Source organism: Erwinia psychrophila (genome assembly GCF_039023475.1).
In the GTDB taxonomy this organism is placed as follows: Bacteria; Pseudomonadota; Gammaproteobacteria; order Enterobacterales; family Enterobacteriaceae; genus Erwinia.
The window spans coordinates 790,977-806,475 of record NZ_JBCHVB010000001.1 but is presented as its reverse complement, the minus strand read 5'-3'; the positions used below and the strand labels follow the sequence as shown (position 1 = coordinate 806,475).

Sequence of the window (15,499 nt, the reverse complement as noted above, 5' to 3'; positions counted from 1 at the left end):
TTTTAAACAGGAAAATGGCGGGTAACATCCCGCCATTCGCCCGGCGGTAGCTTTTCCAGTTCAAGAGCGCCCATGGCGAAACGGATCAGGCGCAGGGTCGGGAAACCGATATGGGCCGTCATGCGCCGTACCTGACGGTTTCGCCCTTCAGTCAGGGTGATTTTCAGCCAGCTGGTGGGGATCGCTTTCCGTTCACGGATGGGCGGATTTCGGGGCCAGAGCCACTCAGGTTCCGCCACGTGTTCCACGCTTGCGGGCAGGGTAGGGCCATCTTTCAGATTAACCCCATCCCGCAGCGCCTGAATTGCGGCTGCATCCGGCTCCCCTTCGACCTGCACAAAGTAAATTTTGGCGGTACGTTTACCTGGCTGCGTCAGCGTTGCCTGGAGGGCGCCGTCGTTGGTCAGCACCATCAGGCCTTCGCTGTCGCGGTCCAGGCGACCCGCCGCATAAACGCCGCCGACCGGAATATAATCTTTCAGGGTGCGGCGTCCCGCCTCATCGGTGAACTGCGGCAGCACATCAAAAGGTTTGTTAAAAGCGATCACACGGCGCGGGCCCCGGTCGGGACCTTTCGCGGCTGGCGGCTTGCTGAATCGGTTAACTTGGTGATTCTTAACGGAAGATTTACGCATGGTCTTTGCACTCAGTCATAATGGGCGCATTATACCGCAAACCCGTGATGATTGGCGCGGGGGGAATATTCAAGTAGTATTGACCCGCATCTTACAAATCATTAACAAAAAAAGCGTTCGAAGGAGAGGTTAATGGAAAGCAAAGTAGTTGTTCCGGCGGAAGGTCAGAAAATCACTCTGGATCAGGGGAAACTGAACGTTCCTCATAACCCAATCATCCCGTTTATTGAAGGTGACGGCATTGGCGTTGATGTTTCTCCAGTGATGATCAAAGTTGTCGATGCCGCTGTGCAAAAAGCCTATAACGGTGAGCGTAAAATTTCCTGGATGGAAATCTACACCGGTGAGAAGTCGGTCGCCCTGTATGGTCAGGATGTCTGGCTGCCGGAAGAGACCCTCGACCTGATCAAAGAGTACCGCGTGGCCATTAAAGGTCCACTGACTACCCCGGTCGGCGGCGGTATTCGTTCCCTGAACGTGGCCCTGCGCCAGCAGCTGGATCTCTATATCTGCCTGCGTCCCGTCCGTTATTACACCGGCACGCCAAGCCCGGTGAAACGCCCTGAAGATACCGATATGGTGATCTTCCGTGAAAACTCCGAAGATATCTATGCCGGTATCGAATGGAAAGCCGGTTCGGCTGAAGCGGATAAAGTGATCAAGTTCCTGCGTGATGAGATGGGCGTGAAGAAAATTCGCTTCCCTGAGCAGTGCGGTATTGGCGTGAAGCCGTGTTCAGAAGCGGGCACTAAGCGTCTGGTTCGCGCGGCGATCGACTATGCGATCACCAACGATCGTGATTCCGTGACGCTGGTTCACAAAGGCAACATCATGAAGTTCACCGAAGGCGCTTTCAAAGACTGGGGATACCAGCTGGCGAAAGAAGAATTTGGCGGTGAGCTGATTGATGGCGGCCCGTGGATGAAGATCAAGAACCCGAACACCGGCAAAGAGATCGTGATCAAAGATGTGATTGCCGATGCATTCTTACAGCAGATCCTGCTGCGTCCAGCCGAATATGACGTGATCGCCTGTATGAACCTGAACGGTGACTACATCTCCGACGCCCTGGCGGCGCAGGTTGGCGGTATCGGTATCGCACCAGGCGCTAACATCGGTGACGAGTGTGCACTGTTCGAAGCAACCCACGGCACGGCACCTAAATATGCAGGTCAGGATAAAGTGAACCCAGGTTCCGTTATTCTCTCCGCAGAAATGATGCTGCGCCACATGGAGTGGTTCGAAGCCGCAGACCTGATTGTTAAAGGTATGGAAGGCGCTATCGCTGCCAAGACCGTGACCTATGACTTCGAACGTCTGATGGATGGCGCTAAATTGCTGAAATGTTCAGAGTTTGGCGACGCGCTGATCGAGAATATGTAACGGTAATTTCGTAACATACAGCCAACATAAATGGTGAGTTTATGTTGGCTTTTTATTGTTAATAGTCTTTCCCCAAAACCCTTCCCCAAAACTGTACGTTAAATAATCAGATTACACTGCGCTTCTGATGCGGAGCTTTATATTTATGTGCCACCGACCTATTCAAAATGTATAAAAAAAGCCTCTCTGTTGAGAGGCTATAAAACCCTGGTGAGGCTAAAAGTAATAACGCAGATAGATAATGCTCTTAATTTTACATTGTGTATAAAAGTTTATTCAGATCAATATCGTAAGATTGATCGGTAATGCCGATCGATATCTCTAAGCGCGTCAGCAGCGGCTAAGTAAAAGAGCCGTGTTCACACTGTAAGGGGAAGGGGCGGATAACTGCCCGCTGCCGCTGTAACGGAACTGGCCGGATACGTGATTTAGCAGCCTTGAAACTACAGGGAGTAGCGGTGGATAAAAATTGTGATCGCTGCTCCGGTCAGGGATTCAGGTGCATGCCGGCGACACGAGCATTCAGGGCTGTGAAATTGCTGGTGCACGAGCGAACCTGGAACCGCAACTGGAAACCATTTTTCGAGAAACTGGTGACTAAATGCGAGATAGAAGAGAATCACGCTGATGCACAGTTCAGGAAGGTAAGACGCTGAAAGAGATGGGCCATGAATGGCCCATTATCAAAATGGTTTAGCTGTTAGATGAATGGGGACTGAATAAATAAATCCATTTTTCTCAACTCCGGGCGAGCTGTAAAATGAATACACTTCGCCTCTCACAGATATATATATTGTATTGTCCTCAACTTTTTTTAGTGCATTGCGATCGGATGTGATTAAAAAAGGGTGAGATTCGCCGTTCAGGCTTTCACTAAACGCTTCATCACTCTTGCTGGCGTCAAATAGATAAAAGCGATATGAGAAAGCTGTGGTAGCGCCCCCATTCACTTCAGTGATATAAAGGTTGACAAGATTAGTGACTTTTACTTTGTTGATAACCAACTGTCCAACTGGCGAAAAATTAGTGAGCCGGTACGCCACGAAACAGACGGTTAGGAGAAGGATTGCCAGGAGCACATACCGCTTTTTAAAAACCAGCGCGTTTTGCATATTCAATCCCAGCCTTTATCCAATACTGATCGTTGGGGTCGTCACCGAACGGACTGTGACCATACCAAACATCGAAATCCTCTTTGCGGGTTCCCGCTTGAGCCTGCGCCCACCCTGCAGCCCTGAGTAATACTGCTTCTTTAATTCCTGCGGCATGACCAATAGCTCTGTAGTGGAAATTCCCAAAATTTTCAAACTGCGAGCCACGATGAAATTTATAATCCCAGGGGCCATATTTCCGTACCTGATTATAGAACCATGCGTAAGTAAGAGCTGACGGTCCTTTATGAAAACGAGCAATCATCATATTGTTCGTTAAAGACACACCAGGGGGAGCGAAAGAGGCGATATCATAGGGTGGATGCGGAGAAGCCGCTAAAGTCGGGTATCTCATGCCTGGGCCCTTTCATTCCAACTATCGGAAAATACGATATTACCGTCGCAATATTTCCAGGTGATCTTTTCGTACGCCAGTTCAACGCATTCCAAGTGATTATGCTTTTCTTTTTCTGGATCTTTGGTGTCGTGCATCATTGGTGAAACGGCAACGATTTTGACGCCCTCGAGCAGAATATTAAAATATTCCTCCTCCTGGCCTGCATTGTTGATGTTATACCATTTGAATTCCGCTGAAGTTAGCGTCTGGCCCGTTGCCACTGCCTTATAAAGATAGGGAGACGAGGAATCAAACTCCTTCTGAATTATTGCTGGGCCATGCTTTCGAGTACCTGTTGGTTTGCCAGTCAATGGGTCTGTTGGGAGCCTTAGATTATGAGAGAAACCTGTGACCTCGATGCTGCCTTCCCTGTACTCTACGTCTACAGAGCCTTTAATATGAGCGCCGCCATCATCCTTAAGCCACAGGTAAGCTGGAATAGCCATGTAATTTCCTTATTGTTTTGCCGGTTAGAAAGTCCTTTTATGCGAATAAATACCAAGAGCGCGCAACGGTTGACCAGTACTGTGAAAACAAAGTTAAACGGGTCTTAACTTGCATCAACCAAATGTTGATTTTGTCCGGAACTGGCGTATTATCTCTTCAAAGTGGGATTTCTATGCATGTACCACTGCCTATTTTAAAACCTCGCCGTGGCGGGTTTTTTTGCCTATAAATTTGTGGGTGAAATCATAAAATTAACCATTTTCTTCGTTTATTTCTGGTGTTAAATTGGGATTTATATGGCCTGTTACTTAACGAAGTCTGCTAATGATGCTCATCGGGAAAGTTATGATGATTTAAAAGAAGGGCTTGAAGAATCATTCGTTATCATTAGTTCGATGAAGGCGCTAAGATCAGGAGAGCAGCAAAAAATACGCTGAGTTCATTAAGGAAAAATAGATTTCGCAAAAAGAAGACTTAATGAAATAGATACTCCTGGATGCACAATGCAGATTGTTGTTTTTATATATCTTGGTTCAACTTTTCAGGGGTTAACAAGTCAGAATTGAGAGTCGTATCTGGGTTTTAGTTGTTTAATATATTCGATAAATATATCGCATACGTAACATTAATTTTACATAGTTCGGTTTTTTTGCTGCACAGCAGGCTTTTGCTAAGGCCCCCCGTCACCAATCTCTGCTATCCAAACTCTGACGTCGTAGGTTGATTACGATACTGCCATTTGACGTGGTGTCATACCGGATAAACCGGTGTGGTAAGGGGCAGTTAGTCCTCAGGCGTCAATCTTTCGATAATGATATTTTCCTTTTTGGTATAAACCGTGCAGTTGTCAGGAAGGTCCTTATTAACAAAAGACATAGCGCCAAGAGAAACATTACTGCCAATGTGCAAGCTATCTGCGATGACACAGCTGTTGGAGCCCATAAAGAAATTATCACCGATAACGATTTTTCCGGCATCATTTTTACCGACGCTGCCAATGACGCAATTTTGCGTAAGTTTAAGATTCTTGCCGATGACCACTCTTTTTGTCACGACAATCCCTACGTGATGAGCAATCGTCAATCCAGGACCAATGCTGGCCCCAAGCATAATGTCACAGGAGAAATTTTTCTTTAGCCGTGAGTGGATATTATAGGCGATCCGCTTATAGCCATGAAAGTAAAGATAACTCGCCAGCCTCCACCAAAAAACAAATTTTAATCCTGGTTTATTTCGCATCCGGCTATAGAGACGAAAGAACGAGAACTTTTTATCTTCGCCCACGATCTCATAATGCCAGAAAGATAACAATTCCTTAATGTTTTGCATGGTTCCCTCAGAGATAAATCACATTTTAAATGGCTGGCTCTATTATTCACATTTTATTATAAATTTACAGCGTTACTTGCAGAAGTGACAGCGTAAGCTGCATCAATGATGCACAGGTTATGGCAATAATTTTCTGGAGCAGCAGGGCTGTTTTAAAGACTGGAGTGACTATAAAAACGCCTGTTTTAGCCATCATATGAAAAACGTGTCGGGACGTTAGCCATTATTAAAAACGACGGTCATGATGCTACAAAGAAGGGAAGTACATGTGCCTCGCCGGAGTTGGTAACGAGAGCCACCACTATTTTGCGCTTTCGCTCAGAGAGGGAATATCCACAGAATCCTTCTCAACGAATCAATGAGTAAGCTGTCTGGCGAACAGCATGGCGTCGGCATCAAATCAGTACTGGCGCTAAAATTTCTGTGAATCAGGCTGCAAACAGCAACAATCTGTCTTCATCCAGATGAGCGGGAGGCTACACTTCATTTACCCATAACGGGTAACCGGAGGTACCTATGTCTGAACGACCTGATGTTGTCGATCCGCTTCCTGATGATGAGCAACTCCCTGACATGCCAGAAGATGGGTCGGGCGATGGGCTTCATGATACGGAAGATGAGGATATTGCTGACGAAGAAGACGTGTGATCCTCAAATAATCAAGCCGCCTGCTATCGGGCGGTTTTTTTTTAACCCGCGCATTTTCACCAGAACCAGGAGGACATGGTAATACAGTAAGCCAGCGTAATGGAGAGCAGGGCAAGTTCAACGGGTTTGAAGAGGTGCATAGTTTTTATTACGTTTAGGATAAGTACCTACTTACATCGGTCCCGTAGATAAAAACTTTAGCTTTTACCGGCCGGTTTTCTCGGTTTTTTACTCAGCCGCGTAGTAATGCGCCCCGTTTATCAATCACATAGCGCACTTAATCGGCTATTAAGTATTGTTTCTCAGGGGGAAATAAGAAATAATCCTGTTTATTGAGAATAAAACTCATTACAGGGAGTTGCCGTGGTTAAGTTGATCTTTCTTACCGCAACGTTAGTTCTGACAGCCTGCACCGCACCACCACAGAAGGTGGAAGGCGGTACAGAACCTAAGGCGCTGATGAAAGCGCCGCCGATCTATCCCCTTTACGCCTGGAATAACGGACTCAGCGGATACATAAAGTTTGAGTATGATATTGGCGCTGATGGCAAAGTCAGCGAAATCCGTATTCTTGATAGCAAACCCCGCTACCTCTTTGATGATGCGATCGTTAAAGCGGTCTCCACCTGGCGTTTTGAAAAGGGGCATGCTTACAGCAATATTCAGCAGACAGTACGTTTCCGGTTGCGTAATCCCGATTCCATTCTGTGATGCCAGGGCGACTGACCATCCGTGGTTTCTGTAAAAACGAGATATTTAAGGCGTGCTGAATATGACTGTGGCAATGAAATAATCCCGAAATCAGCACCAGAAATAATTTAGAAAATACTCACGCGTACGCATTTCCCACACTAACCTATTACTATCGACTGCAACAGCATAGTCAGACCGGGTTGTTTAAGCCCTGGCTTCGGCCAGGGCTTTTTTATTTCTCAATTTTGAGAACATACCGTACTGGAGGAGGCAATATGTTTGAACAACTTATAGCAGTGAGTGCGAACGCGGTAACGTTCTCGGAGGCAGGGGTACTCGATCATCTGGGAGGAGTCAGCTACAGCGTCATTTTTGGTGCTTTCGCCGGTTCTGTTTTCTATGTGGCTACCGCATGTCATCTCAGGGTAGTAGTCAAAATAGCCTATTTTCTCGTTTCGATGATTGTCGGCGTATTTGGTGCCGGGTTAGCTGGAGCAAAGCTTTCCCAGCTCTTAGGGTACAGTGACAGGCCGCTGGACGGCCTTGGCGCGATACTGCTTTCTGCGCTGGCAATCAAAACCCTAACTTTTTTCAGTCAGCAGGACCCCGCGCTCTGGCTGGCACGCCTGAAGGGAGGTTTCCATGGTCACAAATGATCCTTTGGTCTTAACCAATGTCGCGACATGCTCGGCAATTGTGTTGCGTTTAATGTTCTACCGTACAAAGGGGGAACTGCATCAGAGTTGGGCGTCCTGGCTGGCCTATATTATTATTCTCGCCTACGCTGCAGTGCCCTTCAGATTTTTTTTCGATCACTACGATCACGCTACCTGGACATCGGTAATGTTTAATCTGATCTTCTGTGCTGCGGTTTACAGGTCAAAGGGCAATGTTGCACTTCTGTTCCGGGTTCTGAGGCCGCAAAAGTAATGTCCAATCCTACTATCGCTGCGTGCAGGCCCTGTTGTGCTATTTAATGTAGTGGCAGGGCCTCAGTTCACGCTCATTTCATTATCCTTCACTCACAAATCACCTGATATAAAATGGATCTACAGGCTTAAGATTATTCGTAGGGTCTTTGTCCTTTCAGAAAATTCTTTTTTTAAATCTAGTGAAGAGCGAAAAAAAATGCGTTTTAACCGGGCTCAGGAGTTATCACCGTCGTTATGGGCTTCTGATGGCTGTAGCGCAAATTGGCGCGGGATAGTTGGGGATGGGGTGTTAATATAATGTAAATTTTTTCCGGAGCTTTCACCTTTAGTGGAAATTAACACCCTAAAAAAGCATTTTGATATGCTAACTCATTGATGAAACTATCTAAATAAGTTGAAAATATCGCCATTACCGCATGGTTACACTGTTTAAATCTACAGTTTTGCTGTCAGAAACGAAATAAAATTCGTTTTTTATGGAGGTAATTGCAATAAAAGGGTCAATTGAGACTGAGGGAGAAAAGAGGGGTTGAGAAAGCGGCCTGAAAATACGTAAAATAGGGCCAAAACCTAAATCAGGAGAGTCTTGTGTCAGAAGTAGCGTCCATAGAGCAATATCCAGAGCGGCTGGAAGAGGCAAAAAACATTGCCCTGGGCTGGCGTATCGTAGGTCAGATTGAGCCGCAAACGTTAGAGGATGCTATTCAAATGCTGCGCGACAGCTCAGCCCATGCCGCTAAGGTTTACGAGATACTTTGTGCTGAGATAGCGCAGCGTACAAAAGGTTAGCAGCTACTTACCCGCCAGTATGGCCCAGCTCTGCCGATCTTAAGCGGGACCAGGATTCCCAGCAGAGTAGCGGATCGATATCAGCCCCGCCGCAGGCAGGTTCCAGATACCGGGCAATAGGCTCCGGTATCGAAACCCGGATCGCACCATCACGAATTGCTTCCACTTCCTGACGTGTTAATAAGCGGCCTTTTTGCCGTTCTGCCTGGAACAGCAATTCCGTCAGTGACGGCAGATAGATAATAGTCATTCCCCTTCCCCTGAAATCGGTGACTGATGCTATTTTCGGCGCGCTGGGAAAAAACTTTAGCGTCAGAGGGGGAGCATGACGGCGATATACGGGGCATATTGCCGCAGCGGAGGGGGAAGGGGAGATTAATAATCTTCAGAAACCAGCCACTGATCGGCTTCATCAAACATTTCTTCGATGATCCTCATCATGACCGATTTGTCGCTTTTACTGGCGTCGGTTTTCACCCCGTTAGCCTGCATAGGTTTGACCCGAACTTCCGCATCGGGGAAAACGCGCTGAATACGTTTTTCCAGCTCGCTTAAAATCATCTGTTGCGCGTCAGGGAGTCCGGCGACGTTTCGCTTATCGTAAATCAGTTCAACAAACATTCGTTTATCCAGGTTATTAATGCTGGATAAAAATACAGTTATTTTTGCAAGGCTTCAATCAAAATCTGCTTCTTCAGGCCTCTCTTTTCAGCCCCTGGCGCTGAGTCTTCATATCCCGCGCAGCGTGTGCGCAACATTCATCAAACCCGGACAATCCCTTAGGCTACACTCGTTACGAAGAAATTCCCTCAAGGAGATATAAGATGAAAAAAACGCTGATGTTTCTCTCGGTGCTGACGGCTGGCATCGTGATTACCGGCTGCGCGGACAACCACATTGTGCATATGAAAGATGGCACCACGAAAGTTGTTGAAGGTAAACCCGAACTCGACAAAGCGACTGGTATGATCTTTTACACCGATGAGTCAGGGAATAAGCAGGCGGTGAAGCAGTCTGATATTGCAGAGATGGATTCGCTTGATAACTGATTAAAGCGCCGGCGCCGGGTGGGCTTATTTTGGGGTTTTACTGACTTGCCAGCGGTTCTGTGCCAGAATTTTGCCCAACGTGAATCAAATCAATAAGAACCGGAGACTCCCGCCTATGATCCGCACGATTGCCGCTGGCTGCCTGCTTGCCTCTGCCTCTTTCGCCGCCTGGAGCGATACCGGATCGCAAAATATCCAGTTTCAAATCACCTGTGACGGGCGTCCGACAATGACCGTTACGAAAGCCCGCTATGGGTTGACCACGATTAAGTGGCCCGGCAATCACTTCCAGGTCGCCTCCGGGCATAAGCGCTCGCATCTTGAGAGTGGAACTAAAGTTTCGATCGTTCTGTTCCGCAACGGCGACCAGATGATCGTCAATAAATCGAACGACGATACCTACTTCTCCTTCGACGGCGTTGGTACGCTGGTGCCGTGCAGCAGAAGTCCTGAACGTGAAAATCAGGCCGTCCAGCTACAGAGAACGGACGCCTCGGGAAAACTTGAATCCTGATTGGGGAGTGAAGCGTGGATATAACAGTAACGCACGAGCCTGCACCGGAAGAACTCGCGGAGGTGCGGGCAGGGCTGATGGCTTATAACGCCCGGCATATCAGCCTGGATGACATAAAAGATATTGCGGTTTTTATTACCGGCGCGGATGGCCGTAAGCAGGCTGGGCTGACCGGATCCACCTGCGGCAACTGGCTGCGCATTGATATGCTCTGGGTATGTGACGCACTGCGCGGTCAGGGTGGCGGCAGCCAGCTGATTCAGGCCGCAGAGGCGGAAGCCCGCCGTCGGGGCTGCCTTTATGCGCAGGTCGATACGGCGAGCTTTCAGGCGAGGCCTTTTTACGAAAAGCTGGGCTACAGCGTACGCTTTATACTGGATGAGTATCCGCGCACCCATCAGCGCATCTATCTGACCAAAACGCTCTGACTAAGCGTGCCGCTGGCGAAGATCCCGCGGCGCGTTCTCCGCCTCATCAAGCAGCGACAGCCACTGGCGCGTATCCACCTCCTGCCACGCTTTATGACCCGAAGTGGTGGTCATCAGCACCACGTCCGGCCTCAGCGCACGATAAAACTCCAGCGTTTTGCGCAGATCGGCCTCATTACTGTCGGGCACCAGCACTGTGACCCAGTTTTCGCCATAAAGAGAGAGCGTATCGCCCACAAACAGATAGGTTTTGCCAAAGGGCGAGGCGTAGAGATAGGTTGTACTGTCCGGCGTATGCCCGGGCGTTGGCACAATATGAAAACTGCCGCAGTGCAGCTCTGCCTGAGTAAAAGTGTCGTCGGGCTCGACATAAGGACTGATCGGCCCCAGCGCGCGGTTATGGCAGTAAAGTGCGGAGTTAAACCGCTGCTGAAGAAGGCGCGTTCCCGGCCCCGCTTCGTGCCAGTGCGTCAGATAATGGCGGATAATGCCGCCTGAATCGGCGATCGTCTGGTGATCTTCAGGCTGCTCCGTCCGGGAAATCAGCAAATTGCCGCGGCTGTGCTGAAGCAAATAACCATGCATCATCAGCGCAGGATTCTGCTCGTTCTCTGGAAACTCCGGTGTGGAAACCCAAAGATCCTCATACAACTGTTTCATGGGCGCTCCCGGATGTTAACGCAGCGTGGGATGTCCTGATAACGTCAGCGAACCCCGCGTACCTTCTACCTGTAAATGGCCGTGGGCACCGAGTGGCAGCGTCACGGTATTCCAGCCGTGGCCGAATTCCAGTCCGGTCACCACGGGAAGGCGCGTTAGCTGACGTATCAGCGTCCATACGCTGTCAAAGTCGTAGCCATTGTCATAGTCGGTCAGGCGGGCGTGAGTAAAACTGCCGGTCACGATGGCTTTCTGCCGGGCCAGGATGCCGCTCTGAGCCAGCTGAAGCAGCATTCTTTCCACTTTATAAGGATGCTCGTTGACATCCTCAATCACCAGAATGCCCTCTTCAATCACCGGCAGCCAGGGCGTCCCGGCCAGTGATGTAATCATCGCTAAATTGCCACCCCATACCGTGCCGCAGAGATCGACCTGCTGCTCCGGCGTCTGCCATTCAAGCTTAAATTTAGGCGAAGTCAGGGCGCGCCAGAAATGATCCAGCGTGAAATCAGATAAAGTCTTAGCGCCAAAATTGCCTGCAAGCATCGGGCCGCTGAAGCTTCTCAGCCCACGGGTCAGCAAGGCAAGCTGAACGGCAGTGAAGTCACTGTGGCCGCATAGCGCGACGGGCTGGTCACCCAGGCGGGCGCTCAGGGCGTCACAGTTGAGATCGGCAAGAAGACGGCTTGCGCCGTAGCCGCCCCGTACAGCCAGCACGATATCCGGCAGGGAGGGTAACTCCGCCAGTCCGTTCAGCTCCGCCAGGCGCTCTGCGTCGCTGCCGGCAAAACGCCGATCCCGGCGGGCAAGGGCGGCCCTGTTTTCAACGTTATGTCCCTGAGTAACAAGACGTGATACCGCCAGCTGTGCCGCTTCCTGATTGACGCAATAGCCAGAGGGCGCAATCAGGTGAAAGGTGCGCGGCGTAACGGATATCATCTTCACTCATCTCCTCACAAAGGCCGGCGGTGGGCCATATTTCAGTGAACTTTCTGTTCTGACTGGATCGAAACCGCCTTTTAAGGCAAATTGTTGGTTTCTTATACGAAGCGGGAAAACTTGCTCACCCAGCATGCCTGATGATGACGAAAAGCGTGAATGAAGTCATCAGAGATTCGATAAGTTTAAGAATTACGGTAATTTTCTCCAGCCCGACGGACGGTAAGATAGAACGCGAGGCTAGAGCTCAGAGGAAGAACATAACGTGAGAAGGGTTAAAGCAGCTGTCATTTTGGGGGTTCTGCTGCTGGCAGGATGTGCCAGTCAGTCTCATAAAGCGACCGTTGGCGGTCAGCCGCAGACGCCGTTGACCAAAGCGCCGCCGAAGAAGGTGTCACAGGCCTGGTCAGCGCTTTCAGAAAGCGCGGCCAATAACTATGGCGTCGATCGTAAACTGGTGGATGCCATCATTGCCGTAGAGTCGGGCGGTAATCCAACGGTAGTGAGCAAATCAAATGCTATTGGCCTGATGCAGATTAAAGCCTCTACGGCGGGCCGTGAGGTTTATCGCGTTCAGGGGCGTCGTGGACAGCCAAGCAGTGCACAACTGCGCGATCCGGCAACCAATATCGATATCGGCACTGCCTATATCAAAATCCTTCAGGAGCGTTCGCTCGCGGGTATCCGCAATCCTGAAACGCTTCGCTACGCAACTATCGTTTCCTACGCTAACGGCGCCGGTGCGCTGCTGAGGACTTTTTCCTCTGACCGGAACCGGGCGATAGCGATGATTAACGCGATGTCTCCGGAAGAGTTTTACCAGCATATTCAGGATAAGCATCCTGCCGCTCAGGCACCTCGCTATCTCTGGAAGGTCACCACCGCCTTACGGACTATCTGATGGTTATCCCCGCCCCTTATCGCAAAGGGCGGGGATTTTTCAGAGTTTACTCTCGGCATAGCGTGAGGAGCGGTTACCTGTCTCCTCTTCTTCCTCGTCTTCCGTTTCATTTGAAGCCAGGTTTGCCACCTTGACCTGAGGTAATTTTCCGCCGGAAAATTCAATTCGTCGGGTCGGGAAGGCGAAGCTGATTTCCAGCGCCTCAAGGCGTTCCATCAGCTGCAGGTTTATCTCTTCCTGTACGTCCATATACTGATTGTAATCGGCTACCGTAACGTAATAGACCACTTCAAAGGTCAGCTGGCTTTCATCAAAGGAGAAGAAGTGACCACGGTCGAAGCGGGTATTATCCACATGCTCAATCACTTCACGCAGCAGCTGGCTCACCTTGCGCATTTTTTCGGCTGAGGTTTCGTAGCTGATGCCGAACCGGAACAGGATACGTCGCTCATTCATGCGCTTGTAGTTATGAATGGTTTGTTGCAGAAGGATAGTGTTAGAACAGACAATCTGTTCACCGCTCAGGCTGCGCAGACGCGTCGTCTTCAGCCCGATATGCTCAATAGAACCGGCGATATCGCCAAACACAATAAAATCGCCGTGTTCAAATGGCTTATCGAAGCCGATCGCGAGCGAGGCGAAGACGTCGCTCAGCACCGTCTGAATCGCCAGGGCGATCGCAATACCGCCCACGCCAAGACTGGCGACCAGCGCGGTAATGTTAACCCCCATATTGGAGAGGATTGCCAGCAGCAGCATTGCCCAGACGATCACGCGCAGCATAATGCCAATAATGACAGTCGTGACCGGATTACGCACGTGGGTGGGGTCACGCTTCATGCCCGACAGCCACAGGCGTATACCGCAGTCCAGCCATAACGCAATTTGCAGGAGAAGGACAACAAACCAGCCGTGGCCCGCCACCGCTTCCCATGTGGGTGAGAGCGCAACAAATTTCAGGGCAAGTAAAAACGAAAAGATCAGCAGCAGCATGTTGCTGGTACTGCGCAGGATTTCCACAGCAATACGATACAGGAACTGGCCGCGCTGGTTTGGCGACGTTGACGTCCGTTTGGTCAGGAAGCGGATTATCGTACGCAGTATCGTGAAGATAATCAGCGTACCGCCCACTAATATGGCGGTATTAATCCAGAACGCCCGGTTGAAAAGCAGGGATAAATTCAGGGAAGTTAGCCAGTTTTCCATAAGGTTAATGATCCTTTCTGGTGAGCCGGTATTCAGGCAAGATAAAAAACAACAGGGCTAAGCCTGGTGCAGAATGACCGGTTTTGCCAGTTAGCGTGAGGGGGCAAGGCTTGAGAAAGAGGGAAAGGCATGACGCTGATCTGCCCGCGGGAGCGGGCAGCAGAGGGTTACATAAAGCGACTGGCCTTTTCGCGTGCCAGCCGTTCAAGCGAAAAGATGACCTGCTGAAGCTCGCGCTCCTGACCGGTATTCAGCGTCACGTAACGGAAGCTGAGGCGGGGCGTGACGACAGTTTCGTTTTTGTAGCCCACGATGCTGCGTTCGCCGATATTAATTAACTGCGCGTCCACTTCAAAACGGCCAAACTCACCCATCTCGACCCGCAGTTTCCTGAACAGTTCGCCACCCTGGATGCTTTCCGGCACTTCGCTCTCAGCGAGCACGCCGATACCGCCCAGCGATAAATCCTGCAGGCGCATGCGGCTCTCTCCGCTGCCGTCCGGCCACTTCACATAGCAGTAGAAAACCGGGTCAAGCGGCGCATTTACCCGGAAAAATTCACGGCGCTGGATCATGCACAGCTCGTCAGGCAGATCGGCACCAAAAGCGGGGAGTCCGTCGTGGCTGCCGCTGCTCAGGGCGGGCAGGGTAAACTCCACTTTCGCGCCCCGGGTTTCAGCGGTGAGATGCAAATCCTTCGCGGCCAATGCCAGCTGGTTGTCGCTTTCGTTGCTGCCCCAGTCAATCAGCAGGCTTTCCCGATCGGCGTCCAGAAGCTTGGTTATAAACTGGCCTCTGGCATGTGATACCATGACAGGCGTCTGATTTTTCATCAGATCTTTCAGTACGTTTAGCACGGCCAGCGGACCGCGCTTAATGTACTGCTCTTTATCTTCCTCTTTCACATTGACTCCAGTGGCATCTCAAATCACACTTTTTAAGCTGATACGTCATTTTATCGGCACCGTCAGCCAACCCTTTAGTTTTAAAGAAAATAAAAGGGTAACTAAAAAAAATGGGTGGTTATCACAGAACGTTTTTTTTAGACTATACTTGCGAAGTTTAATCTACAACAAGGGATGGAGTAATAAATGGGTATTTTGTCTTGGATTATCTTTGGCCTCATCGCAGGGATTATTGCTAAATGGATCATGCCAGGGAAAGATGGCGGTGGTTTTATCATCACAGTGGTGCTGGGGATTATCGGTGCCGTAGTCGGTGGTTGGATCAGTACGCTGTTCGGTTTCGGTAAGGTAGACGGATTCAACTTTGGCAGCTTTGTGGTGGCGGTCATTGGTGCAATCGTCGTGCTGTGGATTTACCGTAAAGTTAAAAGCTGACCACGATTAATTCAGAAACTAAGGGAGACGCCTGGCGCCTCCCTTTTTTTATGGCTGC

The 15,499-nt window shown here is 49.8% G+C and carries 23 protein-coding genes; 12 read left to right on the top strand and 11 right to left on the bottom strand.

Features of this window, described 5'->3' with window-relative positions; translation table 11 throughout:
* Positions 1-2: 2 nt before the first annotated feature.
* Positions 3-635 carry a 23S rRNA pseudouridine(2457) synthase RluE gene (rluE, locus tag AAH446_RS03690; RefSeq protein ID WP_342905358.1) on the bottom strand — a complete coding sequence of 211 codons (633 nt, stop codon included), beginning with the start codon at positions 633-635 and terminating at the stop codon, positions 3-5.
* Positions 636-767: 132 nt separating this feature from the next.
* On the opposite strand from rluE, the gene icd reads away from it, so the two are divergent.
* Positions 768-2,018, top strand: a complete 1,251-nt coding sequence (icd, locus tag AAH446_RS03685) for an NADP-dependent isocitrate dehydrogenase (protein ID WP_342905357.1) — start codon at positions 768-770, stop codon at positions 2,016-2,018.
* 383 nt (positions 2,019-2,401) lie between these two features.
* On the top strand, positions 2,402-2,674 hold the full coding sequence (locus AAH446_RS03680) for an antitermination protein Q (protein WP_342905805.1): 273 nt from the start codon (positions 2,402-2,404) through the stop codon (positions 2,672-2,674).
* Between the two features lie 27 nt (positions 2,675-2,701).
* Here AAH446_RS03680 and AAH446_RS03675 read toward each other — a convergent pair whose 3' ends face one another.
* The 4 genes from AAH446_RS03675 to AAH446_RS03660 all read right to left on the bottom strand — a co-directional run bounded on the left by AAH446_RS03675 (position 2,702) and on the right by AAH446_RS03660 (position 5,342).
* Positions 2,702-3,130, bottom strand: a complete 429-nt coding sequence (locus AAH446_RS03675; protein WP_342905356.1) for a hypothetical protein — start codon at positions 3,128-3,130, stop codon at positions 2,702-2,704.
* Positions 3,108-3,524, bottom strand: coding sequence for a polymorphic toxin type 44 domain-containing protein (locus tag AAH446_RS03670; protein ID WP_342905355.1), 417 nt, complete (start codon positions 3,522-3,524; stop codon positions 3,108-3,110). Before AAH446_RS03670 ends, AAH446_RS03675 begins: the two co-directional genes overlap by 23 nt.
* Positions 3,521-4,012, bottom strand: a complete 492-nt coding sequence (locus tag AAH446_RS03665; RefSeq protein WP_342905354.1) for an Hcp family type VI secretion system effector — start codon at positions 4,010-4,012, stop codon at positions 3,521-3,523. The genes AAH446_RS03670 and AAH446_RS03665 overlap by 4 nt, the downstream gene beginning before the upstream one ends.
* 784 nt (positions 4,013-4,796) lie before the next feature.
* On the bottom strand, positions 4,797-5,342 hold the full coding sequence (locus tag AAH446_RS03660; RefSeq protein WP_342905353.1) for an LbetaH domain-containing protein: 546 nt from the start codon (positions 5,340-5,342) through the stop codon (positions 4,797-4,799).
* A 516-nt stretch (positions 5,343-5,858) separates the two neighbouring features.
* Between AAH446_RS03660 and AAH446_RS03655 the strand changes: the two genes are divergently transcribed.
* The 5 genes from AAH446_RS03655 to AAH446_RS03635 all read left to right on the top strand — a co-directional run bounded on the left by AAH446_RS03655 (position 5,859) and on the right by AAH446_RS03635 (position 8,404).
* Positions 5,859-5,990: a hypothetical protein gene (locus tag AAH446_RS03655; protein WP_342905352.1), complete on the top strand. Its 132-nt coding sequence runs from the start codon at positions 5,859-5,861 to the stop codon at positions 5,988-5,990.
* Positions 5,991-6,353: 363 nt separating this feature from the next.
* Positions 6,354-6,701: a TonB family protein gene (locus AAH446_RS03650; protein ID WP_342905351.1), complete on the top strand. Its 348-nt coding sequence runs from the start codon at positions 6,354-6,356 to the stop codon at positions 6,699-6,701.
* Positions 6,702-6,958: 257 nt separating this feature from the next.
* Positions 6,959-7,339 (top strand): putative holin, encoded by a 381-nt coding sequence (locus AAH446_RS03645; protein ID WP_342905350.1) that lies wholly within the window; start codon positions 6,959-6,961, stop codon positions 7,337-7,339.
* Positions 7,326-7,613 (top strand): phage holin family protein, encoded by a 288-nt coding sequence (locus AAH446_RS03640; protein ID WP_342905349.1) that lies wholly within the window; start codon positions 7,326-7,328, stop codon positions 7,611-7,613. Before AAH446_RS03645 ends, AAH446_RS03640 begins: the two co-directional genes overlap by 14 nt.
* 590 nt (positions 7,614-8,203) lie before the next feature.
* Positions 8,204-8,404: a hypothetical protein gene (locus AAH446_RS03635; RefSeq protein ID WP_342905348.1), complete on the top strand. Its 201-nt coding sequence runs from the start codon at positions 8,204-8,206 to the stop codon at positions 8,402-8,404.
* Between the two features lie 7 nt (positions 8,405-8,411).
* Here AAH446_RS03635 and AAH446_RS03630 read toward each other — a convergent pair whose 3' ends face one another.
* The gene (locus tag AAH446_RS03630) at positions 8,412-8,654 is read right to left on the bottom strand and encodes a hypothetical protein (RefSeq protein ID WP_342905347.1); all 243 of its coding nucleotides are present in this window, start codon (positions 8,652-8,654) and stop codon (positions 8,412-8,414) included.
* A gap of 125 nt (positions 8,655-8,779) precedes the next feature.
* Positions 8,780-9,025, bottom strand: coding sequence for a DinI-like family protein (locus tag AAH446_RS03625; protein WP_342905346.1), 246 nt, complete (start codon positions 9,023-9,025; stop codon positions 8,780-8,782).
* Positions 9,026-9,228: 203 nt separating this feature from the next.
* Between AAH446_RS03625 and AAH446_RS03620 the strand changes: the two genes are divergently transcribed.
* The 3 genes from AAH446_RS03620 to AAH446_RS03610 all read left to right on the top strand — a co-directional run bounded on the left by AAH446_RS03620 (position 9,229) and on the right by AAH446_RS03610 (position 10,395).
* Positions 9,229-9,453 carry a YgdI/YgdR family lipoprotein gene (locus tag AAH446_RS03620; protein WP_342905345.1) on the top strand — a complete coding sequence of 75 codons (225 nt, stop codon included), beginning with the start codon at positions 9,229-9,231 and terminating at the stop codon, positions 9,451-9,453.
* A gap of 115 nt (positions 9,454-9,568) precedes the next feature.
* A complete protein-coding gene (locus AAH446_RS03615) occupies positions 9,569-9,967 on the top strand; it encodes a hypothetical protein (RefSeq protein ID WP_342905344.1) in 399 nt (132 codons plus the stop codon).
* A gap of 14 nt (positions 9,968-9,981) precedes the next feature.
* Entirely contained in the window at positions 9,982-10,395 is a 414-nt protein-coding gene (locus AAH446_RS03610; protein ID WP_342905343.1) for a GNAT family N-acetyltransferase, read from the top strand.
* Here AAH446_RS03610 and AAH446_RS03605 read toward each other — a convergent pair whose 3' ends face one another.
* Both AAH446_RS03605 and ldcA read right to left on the bottom strand, forming a co-directional pair.
* Positions 10,396-11,055 carry an MBL fold metallo-hydrolase gene (locus AAH446_RS03605; RefSeq protein WP_342905342.1) on the bottom strand — a complete coding sequence of 220 codons (660 nt, stop codon included), beginning with the start codon at positions 11,053-11,055 and terminating at the stop codon, positions 10,396-10,398. It lies immediately after the preceding gene.
* Positions 11,056-11,070: 15 nt separating this feature from the next.
* Positions 11,071-11,991, bottom strand: a complete 921-nt coding sequence (gene ldcA, locus AAH446_RS03600; protein WP_463322779.1) for a muramoyltetrapeptide carboxypeptidase — start codon at positions 11,989-11,991, stop codon at positions 11,071-11,073.
* Positions 11,992-12,259: 268 nt separating this feature from the next.
* Between ldcA and emtA the strand changes: the two genes are divergently transcribed.
* Entirely contained in the window at positions 12,260-12,895 is a 636-nt protein-coding gene (gene emtA / locus AAH446_RS03595; protein ID WP_342905341.1) for a membrane-bound lytic murein transglycosylase EmtA, read from the top strand.
* A 39-nt stretch (positions 12,896-12,934) separates the two neighbouring features.
* Here the strand turns inward: emtA and AAH446_RS03590 are convergent, their stop codons facing one another.
* Positions 12,935-14,101, bottom strand: coding sequence for a mechanosensitive ion channel family protein (locus AAH446_RS03590; protein WP_342905340.1), 1,167 nt, complete (start codon positions 14,099-14,101; stop codon positions 12,935-12,937).
* Positions 14,102-14,268: 167 nt separating this feature from the next.
* Positions 14,269-15,006 carry a flagellar brake protein gene (locus AAH446_RS03585; RefSeq protein WP_342905339.1) on the bottom strand — a complete coding sequence of 246 codons (738 nt, stop codon included), beginning with the start codon at positions 15,004-15,006 and terminating at the stop codon, positions 14,269-14,271.
* 186 nt (positions 15,007-15,192) lie between these two features.
* On the opposite strand from AAH446_RS03585, the gene AAH446_RS03580 reads away from it, so the two are divergent.
* The gene (locus AAH446_RS03580; RefSeq protein WP_024967806.1) at positions 15,193-15,441 is read left to right on the top strand and encodes a GlsB/YeaQ/YmgE family stress response membrane protein; all 249 of its coding nucleotides are present in this window, start codon (positions 15,193-15,195) and stop codon (positions 15,439-15,441) included.
* Positions 15,442-15,499 lie beyond the last annotated feature (58 nt).

What these genes read in the sequence shown, in the direction of transcription:
- rluE (WP_342905358.1), bottom strand. Translation starts at nt 635, where the DNA reads ATGCGTAAATCTTCCGTTAAGAATCACCAAGTTAACCGATTCAGCAAG.
- icd (WP_342905357.1), top strand. Translation starts at nt 768, where the DNA reads ATGGAAAGCAAAGTAGTTGTTCCGGCGGAAGGTCAGAAAATCACTCTG.
- AAH446_RS03675 (WP_342905356.1), bottom strand. Translation starts at nt 3,130, where the DNA reads ATGCAAAACGCGCTGGTTTTTAAAAAGCGGTATGTGCTCCTGGCAATC.
- AAH446_RS03670 (WP_342905355.1), bottom strand. Translation starts at nt 3,524, where the DNA reads ATGAGATACCCGACTTTAGCGGCTTCTCCGCATCCACCCTATGATATC.
- AAH446_RS03665 (WP_342905354.1), bottom strand. Translation starts at nt 4,012, where the DNA reads ATGGCTATTCCAGCTTACCTGTGGCTTAAGGATGATGGCGGCGCTCAT.
- AAH446_RS03660 (WP_342905353.1), bottom strand. Translation starts at nt 5,342, where the DNA reads ATGCAAAACATTAAGGAATTGTTATCTTTCTGGCATTATGAGATCGTG.
- AAH446_RS03655 (WP_342905352.1), top strand. Translation starts at nt 5,859, where the DNA reads ATGTCTGAACGACCTGATGTTGTCGATCCGCTTCCTGATGATGAGCAA.
- AAH446_RS03645 (WP_342905350.1), top strand. Translation starts at nt 6,959, where the DNA reads ATGTTTGAACAACTTATAGCAGTGAGTGCGAACGCGGTAACGTTCTCG.
- AAH446_RS03640 (WP_342905349.1), top strand. Translation starts at nt 7,326, where the DNA reads ATGGTCACAAATGATCCTTTGGTCTTAACCAATGTCGCGACATGCTCG.
- AAH446_RS03630 (WP_342905347.1), bottom strand. Translation starts at nt 8,654, where the DNA reads ATGACTATTATCTATCTGCCGTCACTGACGGAATTGCTGTTCCAGGCA.
- AAH446_RS03625 (WP_342905346.1), bottom strand. Translation starts at nt 9,025, where the DNA reads ATGTTTGTTGAACTGATTTACGATAAGCGAAACGTCGCCGGACTCCCT.
- AAH446_RS03620 (WP_342905345.1), top strand. Translation starts at nt 9,229, where the DNA reads ATGAAAAAAACGCTGATGTTTCTCTCGGTGCTGACGGCTGGCATCGTG.
- AAH446_RS03615 (WP_342905344.1), top strand. Translation starts at nt 9,569, where the DNA reads ATGATCCGCACGATTGCCGCTGGCTGCCTGCTTGCCTCTGCCTCTTTC.
- AAH446_RS03605 (WP_342905342.1), bottom strand. Translation starts at nt 11,055, where the DNA reads ATGAAACAGTTGTATGAGGATCTTTGGGTTTCCACACCGGAGTTTCCA.
- AAH446_RS03590 (WP_342905340.1), bottom strand. Translation starts at nt 14,101, where the DNA reads ATGGAAAACTGGCTAACTTCCCTGAATTTATCCCTGCTTTTCAACCGG.
- AAH446_RS03580 (WP_024967806.1), top strand. Translation starts at nt 15,193, where the DNA reads ATGGGTATTTTGTCTTGGATTATCTTTGGCCTCATCGCAGGGATTATT.